Origin of the sequence: Azonexus hydrophilus DSM 23864 (assembly GCF_000429605.1) — a bacterium.
Taxonomy (GTDB): domain Bacteria; phylum Pseudomonadota; class Gammaproteobacteria; order Burkholderiales; family Rhodocyclaceae; genus Azonexus; species Azonexus hydrophilus.
Window position 1 is genome coordinate 717,891 of the sequence record NZ_KE386925.1, and the last position, 13,272, is coordinate 731,162.

Sequence of the window (13,272 nt, forward strand, 5' to 3'; positions counted from 1 at the left end):
TAACTTTGGTCCATGCCATCAACGAACTTTCCGTCCATGTCCGAACGTCCAATCCAGTTCTATTTCCGCGGCGCCATCCACGCCATACAGGGGGCAGCGCCGACGCGCACGGTGCTCCAGTACCTGCGCGAGGATCTCTGCCAGACCGGCACCAAGGAAGGTTGTGCCGAGGGCGACTGTGGCGCATGCACGGTGGTCATCGGCGAACTGGTCGGCGAAACCGGTGCAGAAGAACTGCGCCTGCGTGCGGTCAATGCCTGCATCCAGTTCCTGCCCGCGCTCGACGGCAAGGCGCTGTTCACGGTCGAGGACCTGGCGGCTGGCGAGCAACTGCACCCGGTACAGCAGGCGCTGGTCGACCGGCACGGCTCGCAGTGCGGATTCTGCACGCCGGGTTTCGCCATGTCGCTGTTCGCCCTCTATGAAAACCAGGACCATTGCCCGGAACGCGACGAAATCGACCACACGCTGTCCGGCAACCTGTGCCGGTGCACCGGTTACCGCCCCATCGTCGATGCCGCGCGCGACGCCTACGCGCTGCCGCGCCGCCAGCTCGACCGCCTGCCGGTGATCGCTGCCTTGAAAACACTGGCCGACCTGCCGCCGCTCGATTACCTCGGCGACGGCCGGCAAAGCCACAGCCCGCGCACGCTGGCCGAACTCGCCGAACTGCGCGAGCGGCTGCCGAACGCCCGGCTGGTCGCCGGCGGCACAGATGTCGGCCTGTGGGTGACCAAACAGGGACGCGACCTCGGCGAACTGATCCTGACCGGCGCCGTCGCCGAACTCAAGCGCATCCAGATCGGCCCTGGCCGGCTGGAAATCGGTGCCGGCGCCACCCTGACCGACGCCTTCGCGGCGCTCACCGCCTTCGAGCCGCAATGGGCCGAACTGGCCCGGCGTTTCGCCTCGACGCCGGTCAAGAACGCCGGCACGCTCGGCGGCAACGTCGCCAATGGCTCGCCGATCGGCGACTCGATGCCGGCGCTGATCGCCCTCGGCGCGCGCATCGTGCTGCAGCGCGGCGCGGCGACGCGCGAAATGGCGCTGGAAGATTTCTACCTCGATTACCAGAAGACGGCGCTGGCCCCCGGCGAGTTCGTCCGCGCGCTCGTCCTCGATGCGCCGGCCGCCGGGCTACAACGCCATTTCCGCAGCTACAAGGTGGCCAAGCGGCTGGACCAGGACATTTCGGCGGTCGCCTGCGGGCTGGCCGTCCATGTCGATGACGAAGGCTGCATCCGCCGCGCCCGCCTCGCCTTCGGCGGCATGGCGGCAACCCCGAAACGGGCGGCCGGCGCCGAAGCGGCGCTGCTCGGCCGGCCGTGGGACGCCGCCGCCGTGCGCCGGGCGATGGACGCGCTGGGCAGCGATTTCGCCCCCTTCACCGACGTGCGCGCCAGCAGCGCCTACCGCCTGAGCGTTGCCGCCAACCTGCTGCAACGCTTCTGGCTGGAGACCTCGGGCGCCGCCGACGCGCCGGTGCGCCTTGCCGCGCTGACGCCAATTGCCCCGGAGGACAAGGCATGAGCACCTCGCTGATCGGCCGCCCGCTGCCGCACGAAAGCGCCCGCCTGCACGTCAGCGGCAAGGCCCACTACGTCGACGACCTGCCGCAAGCCGCCGGCACGCTGCACGCGGCGCCCGGTTTATCGACCATCGCCCGTGGCCGCATCCGCAGCATCGACCTCAGCGCCGTGCGCGCCTATCCCGGCGTGCGCGCCGTGCTCACCGCCGCCGACATTCCCGGCGACAACAACTGCGGGCCGATCCTGCACGACGACCCGATCCTCGCCGATGGCGAAATCCGTTTTCACGGCCAGCCGCTCTTCGTCGTCGCCGCCGAGACGCGCGACATCGCCCGCCAGGCGGCGCGCCTGGCCAAGATCGACTACGACGCCGAGCCGCCCATCCTCGACATGGACGCGGCGATTCCCGCCGAATCCTGGGTGCTGCCGCCGTTTTCCATGCAGCGCGGTGCCGTCGACGCCGCCTTTGCCGACGCCCCGCACCGGCTGAGCGGCAGCGCCGTGCTCGGCGGCCAGGAGCATTTCTACCTCGAAGGGCAAATTTCCTATGCCCAGCCGGGCGACGACGGCACGCTGCACGTCCTCTGCTCGACCCAGCACCCGACCGAGATGCAGCAGATGGTCGCCCACTGTCTGGGCTGGCGCGCCCACCGCGTCAGCGTCGAATGCCGGCGCATGGGCGGCGCCTTCGGCGGCAAGGAATCGCAGTCGGCGCAATGGGCCTGCCTCGCCGCCCTGCTTGCGGTCAACACCGGCAAACCGGTCAAACTGCGCCTCGACCGCGACGACGACATGGTCGCCACCGGCAAGCGCCACCCCTACCGCTACCAGTGGGAAAGCGCCTTCGACGACAGCGGCCGCCTGCTCGGCCTGAAGCTTGAATTCGCCGCCGACTGCGGCCACTCGGCCGACCTCTCGGGGCCGGTCAACGACCGCACCATCTGCCACATCGACAACGCCTACTACCTCGACGCGGTGGCGCTCAAAAGCCTGCGCTGCAAGACCAACCGCGTCTCCAACACGGCGTTTCGCGGTTTCGGCGGGCCGCAGGGGATGTTCGTCATCGAGAACGTGCTCGACGACATCGCCCGCCACCTCGGCCGCGACCCGCTGGCCATCCGCCGCGTCAACTTCTACGACGTCGAACCGGGGGCCCGTTCGCTGACCCCCTACGGCACGACGATCGAAGACAACGTCGCCCCGGCACTGGTCGCCGAACTTGAACGCGATTGCGCCTACACCGCCCGCCGCGCGGCGATTGCCAAATTCAACGCCGGCAGCCCGGTGTTGAAGCGCGGTATCGCGCTGACCCCGGTCAAGTTCGGCATCTCGTTCAACGCCACGCATTACAACCAGGCCGGCGCGCTGGTCCATGTCTATACCGACGGCAGCGTGCTCGTCTCGCACGGCGGCACCGAGATGGGCCAGGGCTTGTACACCAAGGTGCGGCAGATCGTCGCCCACGAATTCGGCCTGCCCTTCGCCGACGTCCGCCTCTCGTCCACCGACACCCGGCGCGTTGCCAACACCTCGGCCACCGCCGCCTCCAGCGGCACCGACCTCAACGGCAAGGCGGCGCAGGCGGCGTGCACCAACATCAAGGCGCGGCTCGCCGCCTTCGTCGTCGAACTGACCAACGGCGCGGTCCACGCCGCCGACGTGCAGTTCGTAGACGGCCGGGTACGCGCCGGCAGCGCCTTCGACGAAGCCTTCGCCGACCTCGTCATGCGCGCCTACCGCGCGCGCATCCAGTTGTGGGACGCCGGTTTCTACAAGACGCCGAAAATCCATTTCGACCCGGTGACCAAGCTCGGCCGGCCCTTCTTCTACTTCGCCTACGGCGCCGCCTGCAGCGAAGTGGCCATCGACACGCTGACCGGCGAGAGCCGCGTGCTGCGCGTCGACATCCTCCACGACGCCGGCCGCTCGATCAATCCGGCGCTCGACATCGGCCAGATCGAAGGCGGCTTCGTCCAGGGCATGGGCTGGCTGACCAGCGAGGAACTGTGGTGGCGCCCGGACGGCAAGCTAATGAGCCACGCCCCGTCGACCTACAAGATCCCGACCGCCAGCGACCTGCCGGACATCTTCAACGTCCGCCTCTACGACAACGCCAACGTCGAGGACAGCATCCACCGCTCGAAGGCGGTCGGCGAACCGCCGTTCATGCTCGCCCTCTCCGTCTACCAGGCGCTGCGCGACGCGGTCGCCGCCGCCCTGCCGGCCGGCCAGCCACTGCAGCTCGACGCCCCGGCAACGCCGGAAGCGATCCTGCGCGCAATTTCCGGTGGGTGCAGCTGAAATGGCCGCCGACTGGGTCGCCCCGCTGGCCGCCCGCCTCGCCGCCGGCGAGGATGTCGTACTGGTCACCGTCGCCGCCGTCCAGGGCTCGGCGCCGCGCGACGCCGGGACGACCATGCTGATCAGCGCCAGCACGACCGAACTGACCATCGGCGGCGGCCACCTCGAATGGCAGGCGACCGCCCACGCCGACCGCCTGCTGGCCGGCGGCGGCCGGCCGCAGGTGGTGCGCTACGCGCTCGGCGCCGGGCTCGGCCAGTGTTGCGGCGGCGTCGTCTGGCTCGCTTACGAGAAGATTCCCGCCAGCGAGGCCGCCGCCTGGGCGCAGCGCAGCGCCGCGCTGGCTGGTGGCGCCCGCCTGCAACGCCGGCTGGCCGCCGGCGACAGCGCATCGACCTGGCAGACCGGCGCCGCCGCCTGCGCCACCGCCTTGCTCGGCGGGCCGGAGGACTGGCATTTCGTGCAGGACATCGCCGGCAGCGCCTTCCCGGTCTGGGTTTTCGGGGCCGGCCACGTCGCCCGGGCACTGATCCGCCAGTTGCTGCCACTGGGCGCCACCGTCACCTGGATCGACACGCGTGACCAAGCCTTTGCCGATGTCGATACGAGCGGTGTCGACACCCGCCTCACCGACCTGCCCGAAAGCGAAGTGGCACAAGCGCCGGCCGGCACTTTCTTCGTTGTCATGACGCACAGCCACACGCTGGATTTTGCGCTGTGCGAGGCGATCTTCCGCCGCCGCGACTTCGCCTATTTCGGGCTGATCGGCTCGCACAGCAAACGCGCCAGTTTCGAGCGCCGGCTGCGCGACCGTGGTCTGGCACCCGACCGCCTGCGCGAGATGACCTGCCCGATCGGCATTCCCGGCATCGTCGGCAAGGAACCGTCAGCGATTGCCCTGGCGGTTGCCGCCGAACTGCTCAGCCTGCATCATGCACGCCAGTTGCTGCACCAGGCCGGCCGTCCGCGCCTGAGCACCATTCCCGTTCGCCCCGACCTGCCGGAGTAAGCATGAGCTCGCCCGAAGCCCGTCTCAAGTTGTTGCACATCAGCAAACGCTATCCCAGCGTCGTCGCCAACGACGACATCAGCCTGAGCGTGATGCCCGGCGAGATCCACGCCATCCTCGGCGAAAACGGGGCCGGCAAGAGCACGCTGATGAAGATCATCTACGGCGCGGTCAAGGCCGACAGTGGCGAAATGCTCTGGGACGGTCGCCAGGTGAACGTGAGCAATCCGGCGCAGGCGCGCCGCCTGGGCATCGGCATGGTCTTCCAGCATTTTTCGCTGTTCGAGACGCTGAGCGTGGTCGAGAACATCGCCCTGGTCCTCGACGAAGCCTTTGACCTTGCGGCGCTGGCGGTAAGGGTGAAAGAGGTTTCCGAACGCTACGGCCTGCCGCTCGATCCGCACCGGCTGGTACATAGCCTGTCGGTCGGCGAGCGCCAGCGGGTCGAGATCGTCCGCTGCCTGCTGCAGGACCCCAAGCTGCTGATCCTCGACGAGCCGACCTCGGTGCTGACGCCGCAGGCCGTGCAGAAACTGTTCGAGACCTTGCGCCGGCTGGCTTCCGAAGGCGTTTCCATCCTCTACATCAGCCACAAGCTGCACGAAATCCAGTCGCTGTGCGACAGCGCGACCATCATGCGCGGCGGCAAGGTGACCGGCACCGCGATCCCGCGCGACGAAACGCCAGCTTCGCTGGCACGCATGATGATCGGCCGCGAGCTGCCGGTCTGCGTTGCCCCGCCCTACCACGGTCCGGTCCATCCGGTGCTGCAGGTCGAACGCCTCAGCCTGGCGTCCGACGACCCCTTCGGCACCTCGCTCAAGGATATCTCGCTGACGGTGAACGCCGGCGAGATCGTCGGCATCGCCGGCATTTCCGGCAACGGTCAGGCCGAACTGCTGGCCGCCTTGTCCGGCGAAACGACGGTGGACCGCGAAGCGGTCTGGCTGGCCGGCGAGGCCGTCGGCCACCTCGACGCCGGCCGGCGGCGCGACCGCGGCCTGGTCTTCGTTCCTGAAGAACGACTGGGGCGCGGCGCCGTACCGGCGCTGTCGCTGGCCCGCAACGCGCTGCTCACCGGCCACCGCCAGGGCATGAAGCGCTGGGGGCTGGTCGCTTTCGACAAGGCGCAGGCCTTCGCCGAGCAATGCATCGCCCGCTTCGACGTCCGCTGCGGCGGGCCAGGCGCCGCCGCCCGCTCCTTGTCCGGCGGCAACCTGCAGAAATTCATCGTCGGTCGCGAGATCATGCTCGCCCCCAAATTGATGATCGTCGCCCAGCCGACCTGGGGCGTCGATGTCGGCGCCTCGGCCTTCCTGCGCCAGACGCTGCTCGATCTGTCGCGCAGCGGTGTCGCCATCCTGGTCATTTCCGAGGAGCTCGAGGAATTGTTCGAAATCAGCGACCGCATCGCCGTCCTCGCCGCCGGCCGCCTGTCGGCACCGCAAGCACGCGAGCTGGCCGACGCCGAGTCGGTCGGCCTGCAGATGGCCGGCCTGTTCACCGACACCGACGCGGAGGTCAGCCATGCACCTGCTTGAACCACGCGCCCAGCCGTCGCAGCTGATGCGCTGGACGGCGCCGCTGATCGCCATCGCCGCCACGCTGCTGGTCGGCTCCGTGCTGTTCTGGGCGCTCGGCAAGTCGCCGCTCGACTCCTTCCACGTTTTCTTCGTCGAACCGCTGACCACCGGCTACGGCTGGAGCGAACTGCTGATCAAGGCTTGCCCGCTGATCCTCATCGCCCAGGGCCTGGCGATCGGCTTCAAGGCGCGCATCTACAACATTGGCGCCGAAGGCCAGTTGATCGTCGGCGCGCTGTTCGGTGGCGGCATCGGCATCGCCTACGGCGAAACCGGTGCCGCCTGGGTACTGCCGGCGATGGTCGTCGCCGGCGCCATCGGCGGCGCCTTGTGGGGCGCCATCCCAGCGCTGCTCAAGACGCGCTTCAACGCCGAGGAAACACTGACCACGCTGATGCTGACCTATGTTGCCAGCCACCTCTTGTCGTACATGATGCACGGCCCGTGGCGCGACCCGGAGGGGATGAACTTCCCGCAGTCGATCCTGTTTGACGACGCGGCGCTGTTCGGCCTGCTGGTCGAGGGTTTCCGGATCAACAGTTCGCTGTGGATCGTCATTTTCGCGGTGCTCGCCTTCTGGCTGTTCAACGCCAGGAGCTTTCTCGCCTACCGTCTCGAAGTCGGTGGCCTGGCACCGGCGGCGGCGCGCTACGCCGGCTTTCCGGCGAAGCAGACGGTGTGGTTCAGCCTGGTCATTTCCGGCCTCACCGCCGGCCTCGCCGGGGTCGGCGAAGTCGCCGGACCGGTCGGCCAGTTGAACCTCAACATCTCGCCCGGCTACGGCTTTGCAGCGATCATCGTCGCCTACCTTGGTCGCCTGCACCCGCTCGGCATCGTCCTCGCCGGCACACTGATGGCGCTGATCTACCTCGGTGGCGAAGCAGCGCAACTGAGCCTGCAGATGCCGGCGGCGATCACCGGCATCTTCCAGGGCATGCTGCTGTTCTTCCTGCTTGGCGCCGACGCCTTCATCGATAACCGCCTGCGCCGCCGCGCCCGCTGACCGGAGACTGCGATGCTCGACTACCTTCCCCTGATCCTCGCCGGCACGCTCGCCGCCGCCACCCCGCTGATCTTCGCCGGCCTCGGCGAACTGGTCGCCGAACGCAGCGGCGTCATCAACCTCGGCGTCGAAGGCATGATGCTGATCGGCGCCATCGCCGGCTTCGCCGCTGCCGCCGAGACCGGCTACGGCGCCGTCATCGGCCTGCCCGCCGGCGCCCTGGCCGGCGCTGCGGCGGCAGCCATCTTCGGTTTCTTCGCCCTGTCGCTGACCGCCAACCAGGCCGCCTGCGGGCTGGCCCTGACCATTTTCGGCATCGGCCTGTCGGCCTTCATCGGCCAGCACTACGTCAGCTACAGCCTGCCCGGCCTGCAGCCGATCGCCATTCCGCTGCTCAGCGACATCCCGCTGCTCGGGCCGGCGCTGTTCCGGCAGGACTGGGTGGTCTACCTGTCGCTGATCGCCTTCGCGCTTGTCGCCTGGACCCTGACGAAAACCCGCCTCGGCCTGCTGCTCAAGGCGGTCGGCGAAGCGCCGGAGGCCGCCCACGCGATCGGCTACCCGGTGATCGCCATCCGTTACGGCGCAGTGATCTTCGGCGGTGCCATGGCCGGTATTGCCGGCGCCTACCTGGCCACGGTGTACACGCCGCTGTGGGTCCAGAACATGAGCGCTGGACGCGGCTGGATCGCCGTCGCCCTGGTCGTTTTCGCCACCTGGAAACCAACCCGGCTGATGCTCGGCGCCTACCTGTTCGGCTTCGTCACCATCCTGCAGTTCCACGCCCAGGGCCTCGGCATTTCGGTGCCGGTGCAACTGCTGGCGGCGCTGCCTTACCTGGCGACCATCGTCGTCCTGGTGCTGATCTCGCGCGACCGCAAGCTGCTGCAACTGAACCTGCCGGCTTCGCTCGGCAAGCCTTTCCTGCCATGACAACACTGCTGCTCAGGGACGCCGACGTCCTCGTCACCATGGACGCTGCCCGCCGCGAAATCCCCGGTGGCGGCGTCTTCATCCGCGACGGCGTGATCGAGGCGGTCGGCCCCAGCGCCGAGCTGCCAACCACCGCCGATCAGGTCATTTCGCTGGCCGGCACGGTCGCCCTGCCCGGCCTGGTGAACACCCACCACCACATGTACCAGAGCCTGACCCGCGCCATCCCCGGCGCCCAGGACGCCGAACTGTTCGGCTGGCTGCGCCGGCTCTATCCGATCTGGGCCGGGCTGACACCGGAAATGATCCGCGTGTCGACGCTGACCGCGATGGCCGAGCTGATCCTTTCCGGCTGTACCACGTCGAGCGACCATCTCTACCTATACCCAAACGGCAGCCGGCTCGACGACAGCATCGAAGCCGCCGCCACCATCGGCATGCGTTTCCACGCCGCGCGCGGCAGCATGAGCGTCGGCGAAAGCCAGGGCGGCCTGCCGCCGGACCGCCTCGTCGAAAACGAAGCGGCGATTCTGAAAGACACGCAGCGCCTGATCGAAACCTGGCACGATCCCAAACGCCACGCCATGCAGCGCATCGTCGTCGCGCCCTGCTCGCCGTTCTCGGTCAGCCGCGAACTGATGCGCGACGCCGCCGAACTGGCGCGCAGCTACGGCGTTTCACTGCACACGCATCTCGCCGAGAACGACAACGACGTCGCCTACAGCCGCGAGAAGTTCGGCATGACGCCGGCCGAATACGCCGAATCGCTCGGCTGGGTCGGCCACGATGTCTGGCACGCCCACTGCGTCAAGCTCGACGCGCCGGGCATCGATCTTTTTGCCCGCAGCGGCACCGGCGTCGCGCATTGCCCGTGCTCGAACATGCGCCTGGCTTCCGGCATTGCGCCGATCCCGGCGATGCGCGCCGCCGGCGTCAATGTCGGGCTGGGCGTCGACGGCTGCGCCTCGAACGACGCCGCCCACCTGCTCGGCGAAGCGCGACAGGCGATGCTATTGGCCCGCGTCGGCCACGGTCCGGCGGCGATGAGCGCCCGCCAGGCGCTGGAACTGGCGACGCTGGGCGGTGCCAAAGTCCTCAACCGCGACGACATCGGCGCCCTCGCCCCGGGCATGAGCGCCGACCTCGTCGCCTTCGCTACCGGCGGCCTCGACCTGGCCGGCGCCGCCGTGCATGACCCGGTCGCCGCGCTGGTCTTCTGCACACCGCAAACGGTGCGCCATTCGATCATCAACGGCAAGGCGGTGGTCACCGACGGCCACTTGCTGCCGCTCGACCTGCCGCCGCTGGTCGCCGAACATAACCGGCTGGCCCGGCAACTGGCCAACACTGCGCACTGACATGAACGCCACCCGCAAACAACTGGTCTTCGGCCGCGTCCTCCACTTCCTCGCCGACCCGGGCGAAGCGGACGCCGCCGACAGCTATGAGTACTTTCCCGACGGCGCGCTGTGGATCGTCGCCGGCCGCATCGCTGCCGCCGGCACGCGCGCGGCAGTCGAAGCCAGCATCGCGCCAGCCGAACGCGCCGCCGCCGAAATCACCGACTACGGCGACCAGCTGATCCTGCCCGGCCTGGTCGACACCCACTGCCATTACCCGCAGTCGGCGGTGATCGCCTCCTTCGGCCGGCAACTGCTCGACTGGCTGAACGACTACACCTTCCCGGCCGAAACCGCCTTCGCCGACCCGGAAGTCGCCGCACACACCGCCGATTACTTCCTCGACCGCCTGCTCGCCCACGGCACGACCACCGCCGCCGTCTTCTCGACGGTGCATGCCGGCTCGGTCGACGCCTTCATGGCCGGCGCCGAAAAACGCCGGCTGCGCATGCTGACCGGCAAGGTCATGATGGACCGCCACGCGCCGCCGGCGCTGTGCGACACCGTCGCCGACGCCGAGCGCGACTGCCTGGCGCTGATCGAGCGCTGGCACGGCCAGGGCCGGCTGCGCTACTGCCTGACGCCGCGCTTCGCGCCGACTTCGACCGCAGCCCAGCTCAGCCTGGCCGGCGAGCTTTACCAAAGCAAACCGGACCTGCACGTGCAATCGCACCTGGCCGAAAACCTCGACGAGATCGCCTGGGTCAAGTCGCTGTTCCCGGAAGCGCGCGACTACCTCGACGTCTACGACCGCCACGGTCTGCTCGGCCCACGCAGCATCTATGGCCACTGCATCCACCTGTCGCCGGCCGAAGTCGCGCGCATGGCCGAAACCGGCACGGCGGCAGCCTTCTGCCCGACTTCCAACCTCTTCCTCGGCAGCGGCTTCTTCAACCACGCTGCCGCCGTCGATGCCGGCATCCGCGTCGGCCTCGCCACCGACGTCGGCGGCGGCACCTCGTTCAGCATGCTGCGCACGCTCGACGAAGCCTACAAGGTCTCGCAAGTCCACCGCCGCCCGCTGCCGCCGCTACGCGCCTGGTTCCTGGCCACGCTGGGCGGCGCGCAGGCGCTCTACCTCGACGACTTCATCGGCAACTTCGCCCCCGGCAAGGAAGCCGACTTCATCGTCCTCAACCCGCGCGCGACGCCGGAACTCGACTTCCGCCTGGAAAAGACCGACGAACTGGCGGCGACGCTGTTCGCGCTGATGATCCTCGGCGACGAACGCTGCGTGACGGCGACGCATGTGCTGGGGGAAAGAGTCTCCGCCGCCGCGGACTGATCCGTCAGCTGCTTCGCCTGGGACGGGGCGCTTTCGCGGGCCTGGCGAACTGGTAACATGTTCGCCTTTGCCGCCCCCCGGGCCTGCTTCCACCTCCCTCCATGTCGCTCGATCCACAGACGCTGCTCGTCGTCAGCGTGACCAACCTGCTCGCCCTGGCCGTGCTCCTGCCAGTCATCATGGGCAAGAGACTGAGCCCGGCGGCGCGGGCGGCCAGGCTCTCGCTGATCGTGCATGCCGGGGCCTGGATCGCCGTCATCCTGTCCGAGCAGGTCGCCCCCGACTGGGCCAACCGGCTGTTGTCGACGCTCTCGATGGCAGGCTACGGGACGAGTCACTGGCTGCTTTTCCGGGCTCTTGGCGAATGGTTGGGCGAGCGGGCCGGCGGTCGCCTGCTGGGCGGACTCGCCATCGCCCTGCCCATCGGCTACCTGCTGCTGTTCGACAGCTACAGCGCCCGCGTCGGCTGGGCCAACCTGCTCATCGCCCTGCAGTTGGCCATCCTCTGCTACGCCACCCTGCGCCCGCGCAGCGCCCTGCGCGGTAGCTGGCGCTTCGCCCTGCTCACCTGTTTTGCGACGATGGGCGTTCTGACCCTGGCGCGCGGCGTGCTGGGCGCTTTCTACCCCGAGCTTTATCCGAATTTCGCTGCCCCGCATCCGGTCAACGTGGCGTCGCTGCTGGTGGCCAACGTCGCCATGGTGCTCGCCAACGTCTCACTGCTCGTGGCCTGGCGGGAAGAAGCCGAGTTGCGCCTGGAAGCGCTGGTCCTGACCGACCCGCTGACCACGCTGCTCAATCGCCGCGGCTGGGAAAAACACGGCGAACGGACCTTCGCCCTGGCCCGTCGGCACAACCAGCCACTCGCCCTGCTCTCCTTCGACCTCGACCACTTCAAGGCAATCAACGACCAACGCGGCCACGAAGCCGGTGATGCCGCCTTGCGACTGTTCGGCAAGCTGCTGCACAGCCAGCAGCGCCAGGAAGACGTGGTGGCGCGAATCGGCGGCGAGGAATTCTGTGCCCTGCTGCCGCTGGCCGGCAACGCGGCGACGCAGCGTTACGATGCCCGCCTGCGTCGACTACTGGCAGACATGGCACCGGCCGAACTCGGCTACCCGCTCGATTTCAGCACCGGTCTGGCCTGTCTGGAAAGCGGCGACACCACACTGGAAGACCTGCGCCGGCGCTCCGACGCCGCCCTATACCGGGCCAAGGCGGCGGGACGCGGGCAGTTGAGCGAGTAAGTCGGGACGATCAGCCATTCGTGCCGCGCAGGGCGATCACCTCGGTGGAGCCTTGTCGGCCAACGAGCTGGCAACGCACGGCCAGAGCAAGCAGTGCGCCGATGAGTCTCGGCAACAAGCGCAGCCTGAGCGCGACGCAGGTGCTGGCGGTAACAGTCTGGGGCACAATAGTCCAAGATCATTATCTACAGGAAAATTCATGTCCCTGATTCTTGCCTCGGTCAACGAAGGCATCGGCACCATCACCCTGAATCACGACCTCAAGCGCAATGCGCTGTCCGAACAACTGGTCCATGCCATCGCCACCACCCTCGCCGACTTCAGGGAAGCCGGGGCGCGCGTTGCCATCCTGCGTGCGCAGCCTGGTGCCAAGGTCTGGTCGGCCGGCCACGATGTCGCCGAACTGCCGCTCGGCGGCGTCGACCCGCTCGGCTGGCAGGACCCGCTGCGCATGCTGATCCGCGAGGTGGAAGCCTTTCCGGCGCCAGTGATTGCGCTGATTGAGGGCAGCGTCTGGGGCGGCGCCTGCGAACTGGTCTTTGCCTGCGACATGATCGTCGCCACGCCCGAGGCGACTTTTGCCGCAACGCCGGCCAAGCTCGGCGTGCCTTACAACGCGACCGGCCTGCTCACCTTCCTCAACGCCGCGCCACCACACATCGCCAAGGAGCTGCTATTCACCAGTCGTCCGATGACCGCTGCCCGCCTCGAACGCCAGGGCATCATCAACCACGTCGTACCGGTTGCCGAAATCACCGCGTTAACGCACGACATGGCGCAGACCATCGCCCACAACTCGCCGCTGGCGATTGGCGTCATGAAGGAACAACTACGCATCCTGGCTGCCGCACACGCCCTGTCGCCGGCCGATTTCGAGCGCATCCAGGGCCTGCGCCGTGTGGTATACAACAGCCGTGACTACGCCGAAGGCATCAATTCCTTCAAGGAAAAACGCACGCCGGTCTATCGCGGCGAGTGACAG

10 protein-coding genes are annotated in these 13,272 nt (G+C 68.3%); all 10 read left to right on the forward strand.

All coding sequences use genetic code 11. The annotated features are described in order from the left end of the window. Positions 1-36 precede the first annotated feature (36 nt). Entirely contained in the window at positions 37-1,530 is a 1,494-nt protein-coding gene (gene xdhA, locus G471_RS17920; RefSeq protein ID WP_043421675.1) for a xanthine dehydrogenase small subunit, read from the forward strand. Beyond that, positions 1,527-3,830 carry a xanthine dehydrogenase molybdopterin binding subunit gene (gene xdhB, locus G471_RS17925; RefSeq protein ID WP_043421677.1) on the forward strand — a complete coding sequence of 768 codons (2,304 nt, stop codon included), beginning with the start codon at positions 1,527-1,529 and terminating at the stop codon, positions 3,828-3,830. The genes xdhA and xdhB overlap by 4 nt, the downstream gene beginning before the upstream one ends. Before the next feature lies 1 nt (position 3,831). Continuing rightward, positions 3,832-4,839 (forward strand): xanthine dehydrogenase accessory protein XdhC, encoded by a 1,008-nt coding sequence (gene xdhC / locus G471_RS17930; protein ID WP_081700295.1) that lies wholly within the window; start codon positions 3,832-3,834, stop codon positions 4,837-4,839. A gap of 2 nt (positions 4,840-4,841) precedes the next feature. Then, positions 4,842-6,380, forward strand: coding sequence for an ABC transporter ATP-binding protein (locus G471_RS0114735; protein WP_028996004.1), 1,539 nt, complete (start codon positions 4,842-4,844; stop codon positions 6,378-6,380). Continuing rightward, a complete protein-coding gene (locus tag G471_RS0114740; protein WP_028996005.1) occupies positions 6,367-7,425 on the forward strand; it encodes an ABC transporter permease in 1,059 nt (352 codons plus the stop codon). The genes G471_RS0114735 and G471_RS0114740 overlap by 14 nt, the downstream gene beginning before the upstream one ends. 12 nt (positions 7,426-7,437) lie before the next feature. Then, a complete protein-coding gene (locus tag G471_RS0114745) occupies positions 7,438-8,358 on the forward strand; it encodes an ABC transporter permease (protein ID WP_028996006.1) in 921 nt (306 codons plus the stop codon). After that, entirely contained in the window at positions 8,355-9,716 is a 1,362-nt protein-coding gene (locus G471_RS0114750) for an 8-oxoguanine deaminase (protein WP_028996007.1), read from the forward strand. Before G471_RS0114745 ends, G471_RS0114750 begins: the two co-directional genes overlap by 4 nt. Position 9,717: 1 nt before the next feature. Continuing rightward, on the forward strand, positions 9,718-11,043 hold the full coding sequence (guaD, locus tag G471_RS0114755; protein WP_028996008.1) for a guanine deaminase: 1,326 nt from the start codon (positions 9,718-9,720) through the stop codon (positions 11,041-11,043). Between the two features lie 101 nt (positions 11,044-11,144). Then, positions 11,145-12,290 carry a GGDEF domain-containing protein gene (locus G471_RS0114760; RefSeq protein WP_028996009.1) on the forward strand — a complete coding sequence of 382 codons (1,146 nt, stop codon included), beginning with the start codon at positions 11,145-11,147 and terminating at the stop codon, positions 12,288-12,290. 199 nt (positions 12,291-12,489) lie between these two features. Continuing rightward, on the forward strand, positions 12,490-13,269 hold the full coding sequence (gene scpB, locus G471_RS0114765) for a methylmalonyl-CoA decarboxylase (RefSeq protein ID WP_028996010.1): 780 nt from the start codon (positions 12,490-12,492) through the stop codon (positions 13,267-13,269). Positions 13,270-13,272 lie beyond the last annotated feature (3 nt).

Coding starts and splice junctions, on each gene's coding strand:
- xdhA (WP_043421675.1), top strand. CDS start 37: ATGTCCGAACGTCCAATCCAGTTCTATTTCCGCGGCGCCATCCACGCC.
- xdhB (WP_043421677.1), top strand. CDS start 1,527: ATGAGCACCTCGCTGATCGGCCGCCCGCTGCCGCACGAAAGCGCCCGC.
- xdhC (WP_081700295.1), top strand. CDS start 3,832: ATGGCCGCCGACTGGGTCGCCCCGCTGGCCGCCCGCCTCGCCGCCGGC.
- G471_RS0114735 (WP_028996004.1), top strand. CDS start 4,842: ATGAGCTCGCCCGAAGCCCGTCTCAAGTTGTTGCACATCAGCAAACGC.
- G471_RS0114740 (WP_028996005.1), top strand. CDS start 6,367: ATGCACCTGCTTGAACCACGCGCCCAGCCGTCGCAGCTGATGCGCTGG.
- G471_RS0114745 (WP_028996006.1), top strand. CDS start 7,438: ATGCTCGACTACCTTCCCCTGATCCTCGCCGGCACGCTCGCCGCCGCC.
- G471_RS0114750 (WP_028996007.1), top strand. CDS start 8,355: ATGACAACACTGCTGCTCAGGGACGCCGACGTCCTCGTCACCATGGAC.
- guaD (WP_028996008.1), top strand. CDS start 9,718: ATGAACGCCACCCGCAAACAACTGGTCTTCGGCCGCGTCCTCCACTTC.
- G471_RS0114760 (WP_028996009.1), top strand. CDS start 11,145: ATGTCGCTCGATCCACAGACGCTGCTCGTCGTCAGCGTGACCAACCTG.
- scpB (WP_028996010.1), top strand. CDS start 12,490: ATGTCCCTGATTCTTGCCTCGGTCAACGAAGGCATCGGCACCATCACC.